This is a genomic window from Pseudomonas sp. 18058 (assembly GCF_902706155.1).
Taxonomy (GTDB): domain Bacteria; phylum Pseudomonadota; class Gammaproteobacteria; order Pseudomonadales; family Pseudomonadaceae; genus Aquipseudomonas; species Aquipseudomonas rustica.
On the sequence record NZ_CACSJY010000023.1, the window covers coordinates 1 to 19,653 of the forward strand.

At 60.8% G+C, this 19,653-nt stretch carries 16 protein-coding genes; 4 read left to right on the plus strand and 12 right to left on the minus strand.

Translation table 11 applies throughout. The features are described 5' to 3' along the window. Positions 1–68: 68 nt before the first annotated feature. From GVL50_RS14360 to GVL50_RS14415, 12 genes are all read right to left on the minus strand, one after another. Positions 69–782, minus strand: a complete 714-nt coding sequence (locus tag GVL50_RS14360; RefSeq protein ID WP_159813794.1) for a TetR/AcrR family transcriptional regulator — start codon at positions 780–782, stop codon at positions 69–71. Positions 783–887: 105 nt separating this feature from the next. Then, positions 888–2,390 carry a lysine--tRNA ligase gene (lysS, locus tag GVL50_RS14365; RefSeq protein ID WP_053117529.1) on the minus strand — a complete coding sequence of 501 codons (1,503 nt, stop codon included), beginning with the start codon at positions 2,388–2,390 and terminating at the stop codon, positions 888–890. Positions 2,391–2,501: 111 nt separating this feature from the next. Further along, positions 2,502–3,597, minus strand: a protein-coding gene (prfB, locus tag GVL50_RS14370) for a peptide chain release factor 2 (protein ID WP_102358477.1) whose coding sequence is annotated in 2 segments (ribosomal slippage) — positions 2,502–3,524 and positions 3,526–3,597 — 1,095 coding nt in all. Because the reading frame shifts where the segments join, the coding sequence is not laid out codon by codon here. 209 nt (positions 3,598–3,806) lie between these two features. Then, positions 3,807–4,808, minus strand: a complete 1,002-nt coding sequence (locus tag GVL50_RS14375; RefSeq protein ID WP_053117527.1) for a PleD family two-component system response regulator — start codon at positions 4,806–4,808, stop codon at positions 3,807–3,809. A gap of 48 nt (positions 4,809–4,856) precedes the next feature. After that, on the minus strand, positions 4,857–5,867 hold the full coding sequence (locus GVL50_RS14380; RefSeq protein ID WP_053117522.1) for a chemotaxis response regulator protein-glutamate methylesterase: 1,011 nt from the start codon (positions 5,865–5,867) through the stop codon (positions 4,857–4,859). Further along, the gene (locus GVL50_RS14385; protein WP_159813796.1) at positions 5,864–8,134 is read right to left on the minus strand and encodes a hybrid sensor histidine kinase/response regulator; all 2,271 of its coding nucleotides are present in this window, start codon (positions 8,132–8,134) and stop codon (positions 5,864–5,866) included. The genes GVL50_RS14380 and GVL50_RS14385 overlap by 4 nt, the downstream gene beginning before the upstream one ends. Next, entirely contained in the window at positions 8,131–8,814 is a 684-nt protein-coding gene (locus GVL50_RS14390; RefSeq protein WP_159813798.1) for a chemotaxis protein CheW, read from the minus strand. Before GVL50_RS14390 ends, GVL50_RS14385 begins: the two co-directional genes overlap by 4 nt. After that, entirely contained in the window at positions 8,811–10,082 is a 1,272-nt protein-coding gene (locus GVL50_RS14395; RefSeq protein ID WP_159813800.1) for a protein-glutamate O-methyltransferase CheR, read from the minus strand. Before GVL50_RS14395 ends, GVL50_RS14390 begins: the two co-directional genes overlap by 4 nt. After that, positions 10,079–10,615, minus strand: coding sequence for a chemotaxis protein CheW (locus tag GVL50_RS14400; RefSeq protein ID WP_159813802.1), 537 nt, complete (start codon positions 10,613–10,615; stop codon positions 10,079–10,081). The genes GVL50_RS14395 and GVL50_RS14400 overlap by 4 nt, the downstream gene beginning before the upstream one ends. Continuing rightward, complete coding sequence (locus GVL50_RS14405) at positions 10,615–12,177, minus strand: methyl-accepting chemotaxis protein (RefSeq protein WP_249342457.1); 1,563 nt, start codon at positions 12,175–12,177, stop codon at positions 10,615–10,617. The genes GVL50_RS14400 and GVL50_RS14405 overlap by 1 nt, the downstream gene beginning before the upstream one ends. A 410-nt stretch (positions 12,178–12,587) precedes the next feature. Beyond that, positions 12,588–13,643, minus strand: coding sequence for an acyltransferase (locus GVL50_RS14410; protein WP_159813806.1), 1,056 nt, complete (start codon positions 13,641–13,643; stop codon positions 12,588–12,590). 63 nt (positions 13,644–13,706) lie between these two features. Then, positions 13,707–14,429, minus strand: a complete 723-nt coding sequence (locus GVL50_RS14415) for a tellurite resistance TerB family protein (RefSeq protein ID WP_159813808.1) — start codon at positions 14,427–14,429, stop codon at positions 13,707–13,709. 176 nt (positions 14,430–14,605) lie between these two features. Between GVL50_RS14415 and GVL50_RS14420 the strand changes: the two genes are divergently transcribed. The 4 genes from GVL50_RS14420 (at position 14,606) to GVL50_RS14435 (ending at position 19,648) form a co-directional block, all read left to right on the plus strand. Then, on the plus strand, positions 14,606–15,520 hold the full coding sequence (locus GVL50_RS14420; RefSeq protein ID WP_159813810.1) for a LysR family transcriptional regulator: 915 nt from the start codon (positions 14,606–14,608) through the stop codon (positions 15,518–15,520). A 131-nt stretch (positions 15,521–15,651) separates the two neighbouring features. Beyond that, positions 15,652–17,109, plus strand: a complete 1,458-nt coding sequence (locus GVL50_RS14425; protein ID WP_159813872.1) for a gamma-aminobutyraldehyde dehydrogenase — start codon at positions 15,652–15,654, stop codon at positions 17,107–17,109. A gap of 83 nt (positions 17,110–17,192) precedes the next feature. Then, positions 17,193–18,344: a putative ABC transporter substrate-binding protein YdcS gene (gene ydcS, locus GVL50_RS14430; RefSeq protein ID WP_159813811.1), complete on the plus strand. Its 1,152-nt coding sequence runs from the start codon at positions 17,193–17,195 to the stop codon at positions 18,342–18,344. Positions 18,345–18,610: 266 nt separating this feature from the next. Then, positions 18,611–19,648, plus strand: a complete 1,038-nt coding sequence (locus tag GVL50_RS14435) for an ABC transporter ATP-binding protein (protein WP_159813813.1) — start codon at positions 18,611–18,613, stop codon at positions 19,646–19,648. Positions 19,649–19,653: the final 5 nt, after the last annotated feature.

Sequence of the window (19,653 nt, forward strand, 5' to 3'; positions counted from 1 at the left end):
CCTAAACCGTTGAATGCGAAACCGCATTCGCGAGCAAGCCCGCTCCCACATTGGATCTCCTGCGACTGTCAGACCGATGCGAGCACCAGGTGCATGTAGCGCGTCAGAATGCCGAGCATGTCTTCTTCGGCCAAAGGCTCGGCTTCGTTGAGCAGGCCCTGATATTCCATCCGTCCGATAATCGCCGTCAACACCTTGGCATCTTGCTGCGGTTCACGCGAGCCCAGCACCTGGAACAACTGGCAGGTGCCCTGCAACAGAATCTGCTGATGCGAGCGCACCAGAATCGCCAGCCCCGGGTTAAGCAACGCTTCCTGTCGGAACGCCTGCTCGGCCATCAAATGTTCGCGACGGTTGACCAACTGCCGGTGCACATAGTCGGCCATCAACCGCGCAATGTCGTCCGCCAGTTGCGAGCGCGACTCCGGGCTGCCATCACCGCTGACGACCATCTCACGCAACAGGCCTTCGTTGTTGTTCCACAACTTGGCCATGTATTCCGCGCTGCGCTCGACGTATTGCGCGAAGGTGTCCGTCAGCAGGTCATCGATGTCCTTGAAGTAATACGTAGTCGCCGACAGCGGCACACCGGCCTCGGCCGCCACCGCACGATGACGCACGGCGCGCACGCCATCACGCACGACAATGCGCATCGCCGCGTCGAGAATGTCCTGTCGACGCTGCTCGCTGCCCTGTCGGCTGGCCTTGCGACCCTGGTACTGAACACTTTCAGCGACCGCAGTGGCGATACCCGCTGCACCTTCTTGAGCTATTGCACCCATCACGACCGGACTTCCTCTGCTAATTCCAAAGTAACCAATTGATACATTTGTACCAGACAGGCAATAAAAAGCCGCCTGTTTTAGGCGGCTTTTTAACTGAAACGTTTACGCTTGCGGTCGCATGTGCGGGAACAGGATCACATCGCGGATCGACGGCGAGTTGGTCAGCAACATCACCAGACGGTCGATGCCGATGCCTTCACCGGCCGTTGGCGGCATGCCGTACTCCAGCGCGCGAACGAAGTCGGCGTCGTAGTGCATGGCTTCGTCGTCGCCGGCGTCCTTGTCGGCCACCTGCGCCATGAAGCGCTCGGCTTGGTCTTCCGCGTCGTTCAACTCGGAGTAAGCGTTGGCGATTTCACGGCCACCGATGAACAGCTCGAAACGGTCGGTGACGTTCGGGTTGTCGTCGTTGCGACGGGCCAGCGGCGACACTTCGAACGGGTACTGAGTGATGAAGTGCGGCTGTTCCAGCTTGTGCTCGACCAGTTCTTCGAAAATCATCACCTGCAGTTTGCCCAGACCTTCGAAGCCCAGCACCTTGGCGCCGGCCTTCTTGGCGATGGCGCGCGCCTTGTCGATGTCGTTCAGATCATCGGCAGTCAGCTCAGGGTTGTACTTGAGGATCGAGTCGAATACCGACAGACGCACGAACGGCTCGCCGAAGTGGAACACCTTATCGCCGTACGGCACGTCGGTGCTGCCCAGAACCAGCTGCGCCAGTTCACGGAACAGTTCTTCGGTCAGGTCCATGTTGTCTTCGTAATCGGCGTACGCCTGATAGAACTCCAACATGGTGAATTCTGGGTTGTGACGCGTCGAAACGCCTTCGTTACGGAAGTTGCGGTTGATCTCGAAAACCTTTTCAAAACCACCAACCACCAGACGTTTCAGATACAGCTCTGGGGCAATACGCAGGAACATTTCCATGTCCAGCGCGTTGTGGTGGGTTTCGAACGGCTTGGCCGCAGCGCCGCCCGGAATGGTCTGCAGCATCGGCGTTTCGACTTCGAGGAAGTCGCGCTTCATCAGGAAGCTGCGGATGTGCGCGATCACTTGCGAACGGACGCGGAAAGTCTGGCGCACTTCTTCGTTGACGATCAGGTCAACGTAACGCTGACGGTAGCGTTGCTCAGTGTCGGTCAGGCCGTGGTGCTTGTCCGGCAGCGGGCGCAGCGACTTGGTCAGCAGACGCACGTTGGTCATTTCAACGTACAGGTCGCCCTTGCCGGAACGCGCCAGGGTGCCTTCGGCGGCAATGATGTCGCCCATGTCCCAGGTTTTCACCGCGGCGAGGGTGTCTTCCGACAGGGTTTTACGGTTGACGTAGACCTGAATGCGACCGGTCATGTCCTGAATCACCATGAACGAGCCACGGTTGAGCATGATGCGACCGGCAACCTTGACCGGGATTGCAGCCTCTGCCAGCTCTTCCTTGGTCTTGTCCGCGTATTTCTTCTGCAGATCTTCGCAGTAGTTTTCGCGGCGGAAGTCGTTCGGGAAGGCGTTGCCCTTGGCGCGCTCGGCAGCCAGCTTTTCCTTGCGCAGGGCGATCAGGGAGTTTTCTTCCTGTTGCAGGGCTTGCGGGTCGAGTTGTTGGTCGCTCATGTCTTTAGATATTCCATCACAGGTTCGTTACCCCCGGCGTGGCGCCGGGGTTCGCGGGCAAGCCTTGCTCCTACAGGGTCGCGTGTTACCGCGACCGCTGCAGAGCAGGCCTTACAGCCCTGATTTCAGGCTGGCATACAGGTATTCGTCGATGTCGCCGTCGAGTACCTTGTCGCAGTCGCTGCGTTCGATGTTGGTGCGCAGATCCTTGATCCGCGACGCATCGAGCACGTACGAGCGAATCTGGTGACCCCAGCCGATATCGGACTTGGTGTCTTCCAGCGCTTGCGACGCGGCGTTGCGTTTCTGCATTTCCTGCTCGTACAACTTGGCCCGCAGCATTTTCATGGCGGTGTCTTTGTTGGCGTGCTGGGAACGTTCGTTCTGGCAGCTGACCACGGTGTTGGTCGGTACGTGAGTGATACGTACGGCCGAGTCGGTGGTGTTTACGTGCTGACCACCGGCACCCGAGGAACGATAGGTGTCGATCCGCAAGTCTGCCGGGTTGATTTCGATTTCCACCTTGTCATCGATCTCTGGCGAGACGAAAACCGCGGAGAACGAGGTGTGACGACGATTGCCGGAGTCGAACGGGCTCTTGCGCACCAGACGGTGTACGCCGATCTCGGTACGCAGCCAGCCAAAGGCGTATTCGCCCTTGATGTGCACGGTCGCACCTTTGATACCGGCGACTTCACCGGCCGACAGTTCCATGATAGTCGCGTCGAAACCGCGCTTATCCGCCCAGCGCAGGTACATGCGCAGGAGGATGTTGGCCCAGTCTTGCGCTTCGGTGCCGCCGGAACCGGCCTGGATATCCAGGTAGGCGTTGTTCGGGTCCATTTCATGGCTGAACATGCGGCGGAATTCCAGCTTGGCCAGATTTTCCTCGAGACGGGCCAGCTCGGCGACGACATCGCCCACTGCGCCTTCGTCGTTTTCTTCGACGGCCATGTCCAGCAAATCGCGGCAATCGGCCAGGCCGGCGTTCAGTTCATCGAGGGTGTCGACGATCTGCGCCAGCGCCGAACGCTCGCGGCCCAGCTCCTGGGCGTATTCAGGTTTGTTCCAGACACTCGGATCTTCAAGCTCGCGATTGACTTCAGTCAGACGCTCATGCTTTTGATCGTAGTCAAAGATACCCCCGAATAGTTTCGGAGCGCTCGGACAGGTCCTTGATGGTGTTCAGGATCGGGTTGATTTCCATGACGGGCAGCACTCGTTGGCGAACTTTTGAAAGCCGGCGAGTATAACGTAATCAGGCTGTGACGGCAGCCCGTCTGGCGGGTGTGGCGGCGATTCACTTGACGCCTTTCACCTGTAGGAGCTGCCGAAGGCTGCGATCTTTTGACTTTGATTTTAAAAACAGATCAAAAGATCGCAGCCTTCGGCAGCTCCTACAGGGGATTGCGGTGGTTATTCGATCCCGACTTGGTTACGGCCATTGTTTTTGGCCAGATACAACCCGCGATCTGCCGCCGAAATCAGCAACCGGCAATCCGTGCCCGACTGCGGCACCATGGTCGCCAGACCAATGCTGATGGTCAGGCTTACGCCTTCCGCCGGGGTGTTGTGCGGGATTTTCAACGACGCCACTGTCTGCCGCAGCTTCTCCGCCACCAACCGCGCCCCACCCGGCGAGGTGTTCGGCAGCACCAGCGCAAACTCTTCGCCGCCATAACGCGCCGGCAAGTCCGACGGTCGCGCACTGGCGTCACGGATCGCCGTGGCCACTTTGCGCAACGCCTCATCGCCTTCCACATGACCAAAACTGTCGTTGTAGGACTTGAAGTAGTCAACGTCGATCATCAGCAACGACAACTGGCTCTGATCACGCAACGAGCGGCGCCATTCCAGTTCCAGGTATTCATCGAAATGGCGGCGGTTGGACAGCCCGGTCAGGCCATCGGAGTTCATCAAGCGTTGCAGCACCAGATTGGTGTCGAGCAATTGTTGCTGACTGACCCGCAACGCGCGATACGCCGCGTCCCGCTGCAACAAAGTCATGTACGAGCGCGAGTGGTAGCGAATCCGCGCCACCAGTTCGATGGTGTCCGGCAGTTTCACCAGATAGTCGTTGGCCCCGGCCGAGAACGCCGCGCTCTTGATCAGCGGGTCTTCCTTGGTCGACAGGACGATGATCGGGATGTCCTTGGTCGCCGGGTGGTTGCGGTATTCGCGCACCAGGCTCAGGCCGTCGAGGCCGGGCATCACCAAGTCCTGGAGGATCACCGTCGGCTTGATCCGTACCGCCTGGGCGATGGCCTGATGCGGGTCGGAGCAGAAGTGGAAGTCGATGTTTTCCTCATTCGACAGCCCACGGCGCACGGCTTCGCCGATCATCGCCTGATCGTCCACCAACAACACCATGGCGGCGTTTTCGTCGGTTTTAATGTCGTCGATCTGTAAATCAGTCATGGGCGGTCACCTGAGTACTGCGGGGGCCAGGATTGCGGATAAGTCGGTTCATTTGGGGAAAATCTCCAGCAATCGTGGCGCTATCTTTTCCAAGGGGCGGATTTCTACGGCGGCATCGATCGCGGCGGCGGCCTTGGGCATGCCGTACACCGCACTGCTTTGCTGATCCTGCGCGATGGTCAGATAACCCTGTTGACGCAAAAGCTTAAGCCCTTGCGCGCCGTCGCGTCCCATCCCGGTCAACAAAACCCCGACCGCATCACCGTTCCAGTAACTGGCGACGCTTTCGAAAAACACATCGATCGAGGGTCGGTAGATCTCGTTGACCGGTTCGGCGGTGTAGGCCAGCGTGCCGTTCTTGAGTAAACGAATATGGTGGTTGGTGCCGGCCAGCAACACCGCGCCGGCCTGTGGCGGCTCGCCTTCGCGGGCCAGACGCACATCGAGGCCGCTGGCGCTGGCGAGCCATTCGGCCATGCCGGCGGCGAACACCTGATCGACGTGCTGCACCAGCACAATCGCCGCCGAAAAATCGCGGGGCAGGCCTTTGAGCAAGACTTCCAGCGCCGCCGGGCCACCCGCCGATGAACCGATCGCCACCAGTCGCTGGCGCGAACCCGAGCTGCGCGGAGGGGTCGGTGCCGGACGCGAGCGTGGTGCCTTGTCGCCGATCAGCCAGCCAATATTAAGGATCTTGCGCAGCAACGGCGCCGCCGCTTCCCGTGCGTCGCCGGCACCGAGGGCCGGGGTGTCGACCACGTCCAGCGCGCCGTGGCCCATGGCCTCGAACACGCGATGGACGTTCTGCTGGCGATCAACCGTGACAATCACGATCGCGCACGGCGTTTCGGCCATGATCCGCCGCGTGGCTTCGACGCCGTCCATCACCGGCATGATCAGATCCATGAGGATCAGATCCGGGGTGTTTTCGGCGCACAGTTGCACCGCCTCGGCGCCGTTGCGGGCGACCCAGACCACCTGATGCGCCGGCTCGAAGGCCAGCGCACGGCGCAGCGCCTCCACCGCCATCGGCATGTCGTTGACGATTGCGATCTTCATGCCCGCGCTCCTCCGATGAGCTCGACCACTGCGTCGAGCAGGGCGTCGTCATGAAAACTGGCTTTGGCTAAATAATAGTCCGCCCCGGCGTCCAGTCCACGGCGGCGATCCTCTTCACGATCCTTGTACGACACGACCATCACCGGCAGCGATTGCAGACGGTTGTCGCGGCGCAACAAGGTGACCAGCTCGATGCCGTCCATGCGCGGCATGTCGATGTCGGTAATCAGCAAATCAAAATCCTCGGAGCGCAGGGCGTTCCAGCCGTCCATACCGTCCACCGCCACCGCGACGTCGTAGCCGCGATTGAGCAGCAGCTTGCGTTGCAGCTCGCGTACGGTCAGCGAGTCGTCGACCACCAGCACGCGTTTGCGCGCCGCTTCCACAGCCTGATTGCCATGGCGGGCGATGCGCTCAAGGCGCCCGGTATTGAGCAGTTTGTCCACCGAACGCAGCATGTCCTCGACGTCGACGATCAATACCACCGAACCGTCGTCGAGCAAGGCGCCGGCGGAGATGTCCTGCACTTTGCCCAGACGCTCATCCAGAGGCAAGACCACCAAGGTGCGCTCGCCAATGAAGCGCTCCACGGCCACGCCATAAATCGCGTCGCGCTCGCGGATCACCACGACTTTGAGGGTTTCGCCGCTGTTCTGGCTGGCCGGGCGATTGAGCAATTGACTCGCCGCAACCAGCCCGACATGCCGGCCTTCGTGCCAGAAATGCTGGCGACCTTCGACCTGTACGATGTCTTCGGGCTCCAGATCGCACATGCGTTCGATGTGCGCGAGCGGAAAAGCGTAGGCCTCCTCGCCGACTTCTACCACCAGACTGCGCACCACCGACAGGGTCAGCGGCACCTCCAGATGGAAGCGACTGCCCTCGCCCGCCGTTTGCTCCAGCTCTACCGCGCCGCGCAACTGGCGCACCATGTGCTGCACCGCGTCGAGGCCGACGCCACGGCCGGACACTTCGGTGACCGTGTCGCGCAGGCTGAAACCGGGCAGAAAGAGGAACGTCAGCAGTTCTTCTTCGCTCAACTGCGCGGCGGTTTCGGCTGGGGATAACTGCCGTTCAATAATGCTGCGGCGCACTTTTTCCAGATCGACGCCATTACCGTCATCGCTCAGCTCCAGCACCAGCAAACCGGCCTGATGCGAGGCGCGCAGACGGATCAGGCCTTCCTCGGATTTGCCCTTGAGCAGGCGCTGCTCCGGGGTTTCGATGCCGTGATCGACCGCGTTGCGCAGCAAATGCGTTAGCGGTGCTTCGAGTTTTTCCAGCACGTCGCGATCGACCTGGGTCTTCTCGCCTTCGATCTCCAGCCGCACCTGTTTGCCGAGACTGCGGCCCAGATCACGCACCATGCGCACCTGACCGGTGAGCACGTCGGCGAACGGGCGCATGCGGCAGGCCAACGCAGTGTCGTAAAGCACTTGCGCGCGCTGGCTGGCCTGCCAGGCGAACTCGTCGAGTTCGGCGTTTTTCTCGCTGAGCAGTTGCTGCGATTCAGCGAGCAAGCGCCGCGCGTCTTCCAGAGCTTCCAGCGCTTCAAGGCTCAGCGCGTGTTCCTTGAGGTGCACGTTGAGGTTTTCCAGCGCGCGCAGGCCGTTGTTCTGCATGCGCTTGAGGCGCTGCATGGTCGCCAGATGCGGCTTGAGGCGCTGGGTTTCGACCAGCGATTTACTCGACAGATCGAGCAGGCTGTTGAGGCGTTCGGCGGTCACGCGCAGCACGCGTTCGCCACCCTCGGTGGTGCGTCGGCTTTTCTGTGGCGTGGGTTCTGGCGTTTCAACCGGCGGTTCGAATGCAGGCGCAGGCGGCGCTTCGAGTTGCAACTCGGCCATCAGCGGCGCAGCGACGGCAGTTGGCAGCGCTGACGGATCGAGCAACTGCCCCATCAACGCCACGTACGCTTCGATGTCGCGCGGTTGCGGCGCATTCGCCGGCGTTGCAATGCGCATCAACAGATCGGTGCCCTGCAACAACGCATCGATGTGTTCCGGGCGCAGCAGCAAGCGCCCTTCCTGCGCGCTGACCAGACAATCCTCCATCACATGGGCGACGCTGACGCCGCTGTCGATGCCGACAATCCGCGCCGCGCCTTTGAGCGAGTGCGCCGCGCGCATGCACGATTCGAGTTGATCGGCCTGGGTCGGATTGCGTTCCAGTGCCAGCAGCCCGGTGCTGAGCACTTGGGTCTGCGCTTCGGCTTCGAGGCTGAACAGCTCCAGCAAGGAGGCGTCGCGCATTTGCTCAGGGGTCATGTGAGGCTCCGGGTCACGGCGGACAGCAACTGTTCTTCATCCAGCCAACGCAGGCTGCGACCGCGAAATTGCAAAACGCCTCGGGTATATTTGGCACTGGCCTGCGCCCCGGATTGCGAGGCGGCATCGAGGATGCGCTCGTCAATCGCGTGAATGCCGTCGACTTCATCCACCGGCACCACCACCGGCCCGCCATGGGCGGCGATGATCAGCATGCGCGGCATCACCCGCCCGGTGCTGACCGGCGCGGCATTGGCGTCCAGATCAAGCAACTCAACCAGCGACAGACACGCCACCAGTGCGCCGCGCACGTTGGCCACGCCAAGCAAGGCCCGTGAGCGCTGGTGCGGCAACGAGTGAATCGCCTGCGTTGGCGCCACTTCGACCAGACTGCGCGTTGCTAGCCCAAGCCATTCTTCGCCGAGACGGAACATCAGCAACGAACGGGTTTTGACGTCGGTTTCAACCGCAGCGGCCACCGGATCGCGCTCATCCTGCTGCAACGAGTAACGGTCGAGCAATCGCGTGGCGGCGGCGGAATACACCGAGCAGTTGCGGCAATGAATGTGTTCTTCCAGCAGCGGACAGGACTTGTCGCCATGGATACCGATGCGGTTCCAGCAATCGTCGATGGCCCGGGCGTCTTCGTGGGTGACGTTCAAGGTGTCGGACGCGATCATCGTTTACGCTCACTGTCGGCGGTGCGGCCGCTGCGGGCGGCGCGCTCCTGCAATCGTCTGGCACCGGCGCTGTCACCCTGGGCCTGCAGCAATGCGGCCAAGTGCATCAGCGCTTCGGGGTGTTGCGGTTCAAGGTACAAGGCTTTGCGGTAGAAGCCTTGGGCTTCAAGGGTCAGGCCGGCAACATCGCTGAGCAGGCCGAGCCAGTAAAACACTTGAGCCACCGGTTCGTGGCTGCGCAAATACTGTTCGCACGCGGCACGGGCCTCGGCGCTTTTGCCTTCGTTGGCCAGCGCGGCAATGTTCGCCAGCAGCGTTGCCGCGTCCGGGTTGGCGCTGGCGCGGGTGGTCGGCATTGGCGTCACTGCGCTGAACGGCCGATTGCGTACCGGCGTTGGCGGCGTGCTGCGCGGCGGTGGGCTGATCGGCAACGTGACCGGTTTTGGCGTCGGCAGCGGCTCGGGATGCGGATCGCTGTGACGACTGAACGCGAACGACTGCGGGATGCCGATCGAACGCATGCCCAGACGCCCGAGCAGACTGCCCTCGGCCGGGCCGATAAACAGCACGCCGTCGTCATGGGTGAGGCGTTTGAGCACTTCGAACACTTGCTTCTGCGTCGCTTGGTCGAAATAGATCAGCAGGTTGCGACAGAACACAAAATCAAACGGCGGATCGCTGGCCCACAACGTTGGATCAAGCACGTTGCCCACCTGCAAACGCACCTGCTCGCGGACATTTTCGTTGAGCAAATGACCGTCCTGTTGCGCACTGAAATGGCGCTCGCGATAGGTCAGTTCATCACCGCGAAACGAGTTTTTGCCGTACAGCGCGCGCCGGGCTTTTTCCACCGACAGCGGGCTGACGTCCATGCCGTCGACTTTGAATTGATGGGGCTTGAGCCCGGCATCGAGCAAGGCCATGGCAATTGAATACGGTTCTTCACCGGTCGAACACGGCAGGCTGAGGATGCGCAGCGCGCGCATGTTGTTCAGCTCGCCAAGGCGTTTCAGCGCCAGTTTGCCCAGCGTCGCGAAAGATTCCGGGTAACGGAAAAACCACGTTTCCGGGACGATCACCGCTTCGATCAGCGCTTGCTGTTCATCGCGCGAGCCTTGCAGCAACTGCCAGTACTCTTCGGCGTTGGCCGCTTGCGACAGCGTGGTGCGCTGACGCACCGCACGCTCGATGATCGCCGGGCCCACCGAGGTCACATCGAGGCCGATGCGCTCTTTGAGGAAGTCGAAAAAGCGCTGATCGCTGCTCATGGCTGCCCCTCGAACTGCGCCGGACTCAGCGGCGGATCGGGGAACAGCAAGGCGCGCACGCCGTCATTGAGCAAATCGTTGACCCGCACCCATTGCACCAGCCCCTGCGCATCTTCGCGCACCGGGCCGAGGTACGGCGCCTCGCGATTGTCGAGGCCGTACGGCTGAAAATCCTGCGGGTTGCAGCGCAGCGTGTCGGTGGCCTGTTCAAGAATCAGCCCGAGCCATTGCCCCGGCTGCGACTCGTCCGGGCGGTAATGCACCAGCACCAGTCGCGTGCTGGTGCGCGCCTCGGCCGGTTGACCGAATGTCAGCGCGCTGAGGTCAATCACCGGCACCACCGCGCCGCGATAAGCGAAGACCCCGGCGACCCATTGCGGCGCCCGTGCGATCGGTTTCAACGGCAGGCGCGGCAGCACTTCCGCCACCTCGGTCGCGCGCAACGCGTAACGTTCGCTGCCAATGCGAAACAGCAGGAATAACGCCTGCTTCGCCACCGGGGCGACGTTGCGTTTGGCGATGATTTCGCTCATCAGACTTTAAATCGCGAAACGCCGCTGCGCAGCCCGACGGCCACCTGGCTCAGTTCGTCGATGGCGAAACTGGCCTGACGCAACGATTCGACGGTCTGGCTACTGGCATCGCCCAACTGCACCAGCGCGTGGTTGATCTGCTCGGCGCCGGTGGCCTGCGCCTGCATGCCTTCATTGACCATCAACACGCGCGGCGCCAGCGCCTGCACTTGATGGATGATCTGCGACAGCTGCTCGCCGACCTGCTGCACTTCGGACATGCCGCGACGCACTTCTTCGGAGAACTTGTCCATGCCCATCACACCCGCCGACACCGCCGACTGAATCTCACGCACCATTTGTTCGATGTCATACGTGGCGACCGCAGTCTGATCCGCCAGACGGCGCACTTCGGTGGCGACCACGGCAAAACCACGGCCGTATTCACCGGCCTTCTCGGCTTCGATCGCGGCGTTGAGCGAGAGCAGGTTGGTCTGGTCAGCGACTTTGACGATGGTCACCACCACCTGATTAATATTGCCGGCCTTCTCATTGAGGATCGCCAGTTTGGCGTTGACCAGATCGGCGGCGCCCATTACCGAGTGCATGGTGTCTTCCATGCGTGCGAGGCCTTGCTGGCCGGAGCCGGCGGCCACCGAGGCCTGATCGGCAGCGGTAGAGACTTCAGTCATGGTGCGCACCAGATCGCGCGACGTGGCGGCAATTTCGCGGGAGGTCGCGCCGATTTCGGTGGTGGTCGCGGCGGTTTCGGTGGCGGTGGCTTGCTGCTGTTTGGAAGTGGCGGCGATTTCAGTCACCGAGGTGGTCACCTGCACCGACGAGCGCTGCGCCTGGGACACCAGCGAGGTCAGCTCGGTCATCATGTCGTTGAAGCCGGTTTCCACCGCGCCGAATTCGTCTTTGCGATCGAGGTTCAAGCGCGAGCTGAGGTCGCCGGTGCGCATGATTTCGAGGATTTTCACGATGCGGTTCATCGGCGCCATGATTGCGCGCATCAACAGCAGACCACAGGCCGCTGCGGCCAAAACCGCTACCAGCAGGGAAACGGCCATGCTGACTTTCGCAGCGGCCACGGCATCGTCGATGTTGTTCATGGCTTCATCGGCGACGGATTTGTTCTCGCGGATGATGTCATTGAGCTTCATGCGGCCAGCCGTCCAGGCGGGGGTCAGTTGTTCGTTGAACATCTTCGCCGCTTCATCGTCCTGGTTGCGCTGATGCAGATCGAGCACCGCCGTCTGCACCTTGAAGTAATTGAGCACGTCCTGTTTGAAGACAGAGAACTCGGCCTTGTCCTCGTCGGTGGTGACGGTGGTTTGGTAGTTTGCCATCTGCTCATCGAGGCGCGCTTCGAAGGCCTTGAAGTCCGCCGCGTCTTCGGCGCTGATGCCCTGGCCCCGCTTCAGACCCAGCAATTCCTGGGTTTGCAGGTAACTGTCGACCCAGGCGCTGCGGATCATCGAGCTGTAATACACGCCCGGCACCGCGTCCTGTCGCACGCTCTGCTCACCGGCTTCGATCTTCAACAAACGCGAATACGAGACGACGACCATCAGCAACATGATGGCGATAATCACCGCAAAGCTCGCCAAAATGCGTTGGCGCAACGTCCAGTTCTTCACAGTGATTCCTCGTGCCTAGGTCGAAATGCGGGGAGTATAGCCGAGGGCGGTGTTTCATTTATAAGACGCTTTTTAACCCCCGGGCCTGCCCGACGCGGTTGGCGGGAGGCTCTAAGGTGGGACTGTCCGACAATCAGGGGTGGGCGTGCCAGCGATGAAACGGCAAAAAGAGGCGACGCAATGGCCATTACGGCCCTACTGCATCAGGTGCCTAACCAAAATCTCATGACCACCACAACCAAAAGTGGGAGCGGGCTTGCTCGCGAAGGCGCTGTGTCAGTCAACACTTTGAATAACTGATAGACCGCATTCGCGAGCAAGCCCGCTCCCACAGGGGATGGTGGCTGGGCTTAAGACTGTGCTTGCAGGGGGAAGCCGTTGCGCAATCTTGTGATGATCGCCCTTCCCACGCCGACACTGGGTTTTTCCAGCAATCGGTAGCTGACGCTGGCTAGCAGCAGCGTTGCCAGCACGTAGCAGAGGAAGACGCCCGGGTTGAATTGCGCCTGAAGAACCGTCGCGTGCGCTGCCCACTCCAGAAAAAACGGGTGCATCAGATACACCGAATAACTGATCGTGCCCAGATACGTCAGGCTCTTGAAGTGACGGCGGAAAAACAAGGTCATAGCCAGCGCAAACGCCATCCCCGCCAGATAGCTGACCAGGTAGGCGTAGGGATTTTCGTTGTGCCCATAGTCGGCGTTGTAGGCCAACAGGCAAATCACCGGCAGCAATACCACGAACAACGCCAGCCAGACTGCGACGAATTGGCGAAGGGAAGCGGTGCCCGCACCGAGGCTGACATCTCGCCAGAGGCTGCCAAAAAACATGATCGACAGGCACAGCGGCAGCGCCACCGGGATCTTTTTCGCCAGATAGAACCGGGCTGCTGCAAAGATCAGTGCCACGATCAGCAAACCAATGGCCGCGCCAAATCGCACGCCGGCCTTGCGCAAAAGCCCCACGCTGAACAGCGCCGCGCAGGCCATGTAAAAGAACATCTCAATGATCAGCGTCCAGTAAACCCCAAACAGATCCGGGGTTTTCAGAAGCGCCTGAAACATCGTCATGTTAATCAGCACGGTCGAGACCGGCACCGGCGTCGACAAAAACCAATACGAACTCAACACCGCCAGCGCAATGGAAAACCAGTACGCCGGGTACAACCGGAATAACCGCGAAACGGCGAACGCCGCCAGCGCATGCCGACCTTCTTTCAGGCTGTAGGGAATGACCATTCCGCTGAGCAGAAAGAAGATCACCACGCCCACCTGCCCGAGGTTCACGTAGGTAAAGAAAAACGTGTCCTTGAGCGGCGTTCTTTCGATGAAGTGCGCAGCCACGACCAACAATGCCGCGATGCCTCGCAGGGCATCCAGATGCGTCAGACGATTGGACGTGGTCATGCGTTGTTCCCGTAAATGTGCGAGGCGCTACAAACTACCGACGGCCCCGACAACCTACAAGATTTAAGTCAACGCCTGGCGCACCTGCTTCTCCAGTTCGATTTTCAGACCGGGCTCCAGCTTCAACTGTCGCGCCAGTTCATCCAGATAGCTCTTTTCCATGAAGTTCTCTTCGTCCACCAGCATCACACTGGCGATGTACATCTCGGCGGCCATTTCCGGCGTACTCGCGGCGCGGGCGACGTCGGTGGGATCCAGAGGTTTGTTGAGTTCAGCGTGCAGCCAGTGTTGCAGTTCCTGATCGTTGTCGAGTTTGGTGAATTCACCTTCGATCAACTGACGCTCGCGATCATCGATGTGGCCGTCAGCCTTGGCGGCGGCGACCAGTGCTTTGAGAATCGCCTGACTGTGTTGCTCGACTTGCGCCGCTGGCAGACGGTCGATCGTCTGCGGTTCAGTTTGCGGCGCGATGCCTTTCTGCGCGTTGTAGTTGCCATAAGCCTTGTAAGCCAGGACACCGAGCGCCGCGAGGCCGCCGTAGATCGCGACTTTGCCGCCGACCTTGCGCACTTTTTTGTTACCGAGCAGCAGGCCCATCGCGCCAGCCGCCAGCGCACCACCGCCCGCGCCTGACAACAGACCGCCGAGGCCACCAGAGCCAGATGCGCCACCGAGCAAGCCGCTCAAGCTTCCACCGGACGATTTGTTCTGCGAACCACCGGCCTTGTTCTGCAACAGATCCTGGCCGGACTTGAGTAGTTGATCGAGCAATCCACGGGTGTTCATGTTCCGCCTCCAAAACAGGGGTTATCCGGATCTATAAGGCCTCCAGCCTAGTTCGAAAGTGCCCGTGACCGGCCTGCGAGTGTGCTTCCAGATGTTGCTCGCTGCCCGCAGGCCTTCGTGAAAATAGATATACACTCAGATCCATCTATAAAAACCGCCCACCGGGTATTCCCGTCATGATGACCCTGCGTCAGATTCGTCACTTTATCGCTGTGGCCGAGACCGGCTCGATCTCCGCCGCCGCGCAAACCGCGTTCATTTCCCAGTCGACCCTGACGTTAGCGATCCAGCAACTGGAAGAAGAAATCGGTGTAAGCCTGTTCAGCCGTCATGCCAAAGGCATGACTCTTACGCACCAAGGTCATCAATTCCTACGCCAGGCACACCTGATTCTCGCGACCGTGGACAACGCTAAACGCAGTCTGCAACAGAGCACCGATCAGGTCGCCGGGCAGTTGATCGTCGGCGTGACCAGTCTTGTCGCCGGTTATTACCTCGCGGATCTGCTCACCCGTTTTCAGCGCGCCTATCCCAACGTCGAGATCCGCGTAATGGAAGATGAGCGCCCGTACATTGAGCATTTGCTGGTCAGCGGCGAGATCGATGTCGGCGTGTTGATCCTCTCCAACCTCGAAGATCGCCACGCTTTGCAGACCGAAGTGCTGACCCACTCGCCGCACCGTTTGTGGCTCCCGGCCCAGCATCCACTGCTCGAACACGACAGCATCAACCTCGCCGATGTCGCCCGCGAGCCGTTGATTCAACTCAACGTCGATGAAATGGATCGCAATGCCCAACGCCTGTGGCGCGGCGCCGGCCTGCAACCAAAAATCACCCTGAGAACCGCGTCCACCGAGGCCGTACGAAGTCTTGTCGCCGCCGGTTTGGGCGTATCGATCCAGCCAGACATGACTTATCGCCCATGGTCACTGGAGGGCGACATCATCGAAGCGCGGCCCATCGCCGACCTCAACCAGACACTCGACGTAGGCCTGGCCTGGCGCCGTGGCACCGCGCGCCCCGCTCTCGTCGATCCATTCCTGACCGTCGCCCGCGAACAACCCCACGACGGGCGCAAGCCATCTATTTAATCGAATGCTGCCTTCAGTATTTAGAATTTGTCGACCTCGGAGCCGCGCACTAGTCTTGCTGCATCTATAAGACGGTCGGCTCCCGATATCAGGGAGCAACAATGGCCACACAAGAAAAGAGAACGCGGAAAATGGCTGGCGCGCAGACCCCGATGTGTACCGCGTTGTTGATCGACGGCGAATTGGTCGCAGGGGAAGGTTTCGTCGAGCCAATTCTCAACCCGGCCACCGGTGAAATTCTCACCCACATCGCCGAGGCCAGCACCGAGCAAGTCGAAGCCGCCATCCTCGCCGCCCACCGCGCCTTCGCCGAATGGTCGCGCACCACGCCGCAGCAACGTTCAAACCTGCTGCTGGACATCGCCAACGCCGTCGAAAAACACGCCGACCACCTCGCCCGCCTCGAATCGCTGAACTGCGGCAAGCCGTTGCACCTGGCACGTCAGGATGATTTGACCGCGACCGTCGATGTGTTCCGTTTCTTCGCCGGCGCCGTGCGTTGCCAGACCGGTCAGCTCAGCGGTGAATACCTGCCGGGCTACACCAGCATGGTGCGGCGCGATCCGATTGGCGTGGTCGCCTCGATTGCGCCGTGGAATTACCCGATCATGATGGCCGCGTGGAAAATCGCCCCGGCCCTCGCCGCCGGCAACACGCTGGTGTTCAAACCCTCCGAACACACGCCGCTGTCGATCCTCGCACTGGCGCCAGCGCTGGCCGAAATCCTCCCGCGCGGGGTGATCAATATCATCTGCGGTGGCGGCGAAGGCGTCGGCAGCCATTTGGTCGGCCACGCGAAAGTGCGCATGGTCTCGCTGACCGGCGATATCGTCACCGGCCAGAAAATCCTCCAGGCCGCCGCGAAAACCCTGAAACGCACGCACCTCGAACTCGGTGGCAAAGCCCCGGTGATCGTCTGCAACGACGCCGACATTCAGGCCGTGGTCGAAGGCGTGCGCACATACGGTTACTACAACGCCGGCCAAGACTGCACCGCCGCCTGCCGGATCTACGCGCAGGCCGGCATTCACGACAAATTGGTCGCCGAACTCGGCGCCGCCGTCAGCAGCCTGCGCTTCGCCGGCAAACGTGATGCCGACAACGAGATTGGCCCGCTGATCAGCACCCGCCAGCGCGACCGCGTCGCCAGTTTCGTCGAGCGCGCCCTCGGTCAGCCGCACATCGAACGCGTGACCGGTGCAGCCGTGCATTCCGGTGCCGGTTTCTACTATCAACCGACGCTGCTAGCCGGTTGCAAACAGAGCGACGAAATCGTCCAGCGCGAAGTGTTCGGCCCGGTGGTCACCGTGACCCGTTTCGACGAACTCTCGCAGGCCGTGGATTGGGCCAACGACTCCGAATACGGCCTCGCCTCGTCGGTGTGGACGCAAAATCTGGACAAAGCGATGCAGGTCGCCGCGCGTCTGCAATACGGCTGCACGTGGATCAACAGCCATTTCATGCTGGTCAGCGAAATGCCCCACGGCGGGCTGAAACGTTCGGGTTACGGCAAAGACTTATCCAGTGATTCGCTGCAGGACTACAGCGTGGTGCGGCACATCATGGCCCGCCACGGCCAGCATCTCTGACTACGCTAATAACAAGCCGCCAACGGCATGCTTCACCGCGTTCACAACTGCCCCGACCATAATTTAAAGAAGAGGGTTCAACCATGTTCGTGCACAAGACCGCACTGCTCAGTGCAATCACCACGGCCCTGCTGGGCAGCGCCAGCCTGCAAGCCGCCGAGCCGTTGAAGGCCGTCGGCGCTGGCGAAGGTCAGCTGGATATCGTTGCGTGGCCGGGCTACATCGAACGTGGCGAGAGCGACAAGGCCTACGACTGGGTGACAGGTTTCGAGCAGGAAACCGGCTGCAAGGTCAACGTGAAGACCGCCGCCACCTCGGACGAAATGGTCAGCCTGATGGCCAAGGGCGGTTACGACCTGGTCACCGCGTCGGGCGATGCCTCGTTGCGATTGATCGTCGGCAAGCGTGTGCAACCGATCAACACCGCGTTGATCCCGAACTGGAATACCCTCGACCCACGCCTCAAAGACGCGCCGTGGTACGTGGTCAACAACCAGACTTACGGCACCCCGTACCAGTGGGGCCCGAACGTGTTGATGTACAACACCAACGTGTTCAAAACCGCGCCGACCAGTTGGAACGTGGTGTTCGCCGCACAGGATCTGCCCGATGGCAAGCCGAACAAGGGCCGCGTGCAGGCCTATGACGGCCCGATCTACATCGCCGATGCGGCGCTGTATCTGAAGTCGACCAAGCCTGAACTGGGCATCAAAGACCCGTATCAACTCACCGAAGATCAATACAAAGCTGTGCTCGATCTGTTGCGCGCGCAGCAGCCGCTGATCCACCGCTACTGGCACGACACCACGGTGCAGATGAGCGACTTCAAAAATGAAGGCGTAGTCGCGTCGAGCGCATGGCCGTATCAGGTCAACGGTCTGATGAACGAGAAGCAGCCAATCGCCTCGACCATTCCGAAAGAAGGCGCCACGGGTTGGGCTGATACCACCATGTTGCACGCCGAGGCCAAGCACCCGAACTGTGCCTACAAGTGGATGGACTGGTCGCTGAAACCGAAAGTCCAGGGCGATGTGGCGGCGTGGTTTGGTTCGTTGCCGGCCGTGCCGGCGGCGTGCAAGGGCAGCGAGTTGCTCGGCGCTGAAGGTTGCAAGACCAACGGTTTCGACCAGTTCGACAAGATCGCCTTCTGGAAAACCCCGCAGGCTGAAGGTGGCAAGTTTGTGCCGTATAGCCGCTGGACGCAGGACTACATCGCGATCATGGGCGGCCGCTAGCTCTCGACAACGACGCGGTCTTCTCCCTTTCCCCCTCGCCCCCCTGGGGGAGAGGGCTGGGGTGAGGGGGTAGCTTTTGATCTTGCTCTTGATTTCAGAGCTACGGCCAATAAAGCCACCCTCACCCCCCGCCCTCTCCCGGAGGGAGAGGGAGCTAAAAGCAATCTCAGCACCCTGCACACTTCCTGTAGGAGCTGCCGCAGGCTGCGATCTTTTCGACGCACACACGACTTTTTTGAAAGCCCGCTTTACCGGAGCACCGCACCATGACGCTTGCAGTCCAGTTCACCAACGTTTCCCGGCAGTTCGGCGACGTAAAAGCCGTTGACCGGGTTTCCATCGATATCGAGGACGGCGAGTTCTTTTCCATGCTCGGCCCTTCCGGCTCGGGCAAAACCACCTGCCTGCGCCTGATCGCCGGGTTCGAACAACCGAGCGCCGGCTCGATCCGCATCCACGGCGCTGAAGCGGCTGGTCTGCCGCCGTATCAACGTGACGTCAACACGGTGTTTCAGGATTACGCGCTGTTCCCGCACATGAACGTGCTCGACAACGTCGCCTATGGCTTGAAGGTCAAAGGCGTCGGCAAAACCGAACGGCACAAACGCGCCGAAGAAGCCTTGGACATGGTCGCCCTCGGCGGTTATGGCGCACGTAAACCGGTGCAGTTGTCCGGCGGTCAGCGCCAGCGAGTGGCCCTAGCCCGCGCCTTGGTCAACCGTCCGCGCGTACTGTTGCTGGATGAGCCTTTGGGCGCACTCGATCTGAAACTGCGCGAGCAAATGCAAAGTGAATTGAAGAAGCTGCAACGCCAGCTCGGCATCACTTTCATCTTCGTCACCCACGATCAAACCGAAGCGCTGTCGATGTCCGATCGCGTCGCCGTGTTCAACAAGGGTCGCATCGAACAAGTCGACACGCCGCGCAATCTGTACATGAAACCGACCACCACATTCGTGGCTGAATTCGTCGGCACCTCGAACGTGATTCGTGGCGATCTGGCCCGGGAAATCAGCGGTCATCCGCAGCCATTTTCGATCCGCCCCGAACACGTGCGTTTCGCCGAAGGCCCGCTGGCCAGTCACGAAATCGAAGTCAGCGGCCTGCTCCACGACATCCAGTACCAGGGCAGCGCCACCCGTTATGAATTGAAGCTGGAAAACGGCCAGACCCTGAGCATCAGCCACGCCAACAACCAGTGGATCGACAGCAGCGCACAACACCAGACCGGCCAGCGCCTGAGCGCGCGTTGGGCGCGGGAAGCGATGATTCCGCTGCATGACACCGTGGCGAGCGGGGTTTGATATGA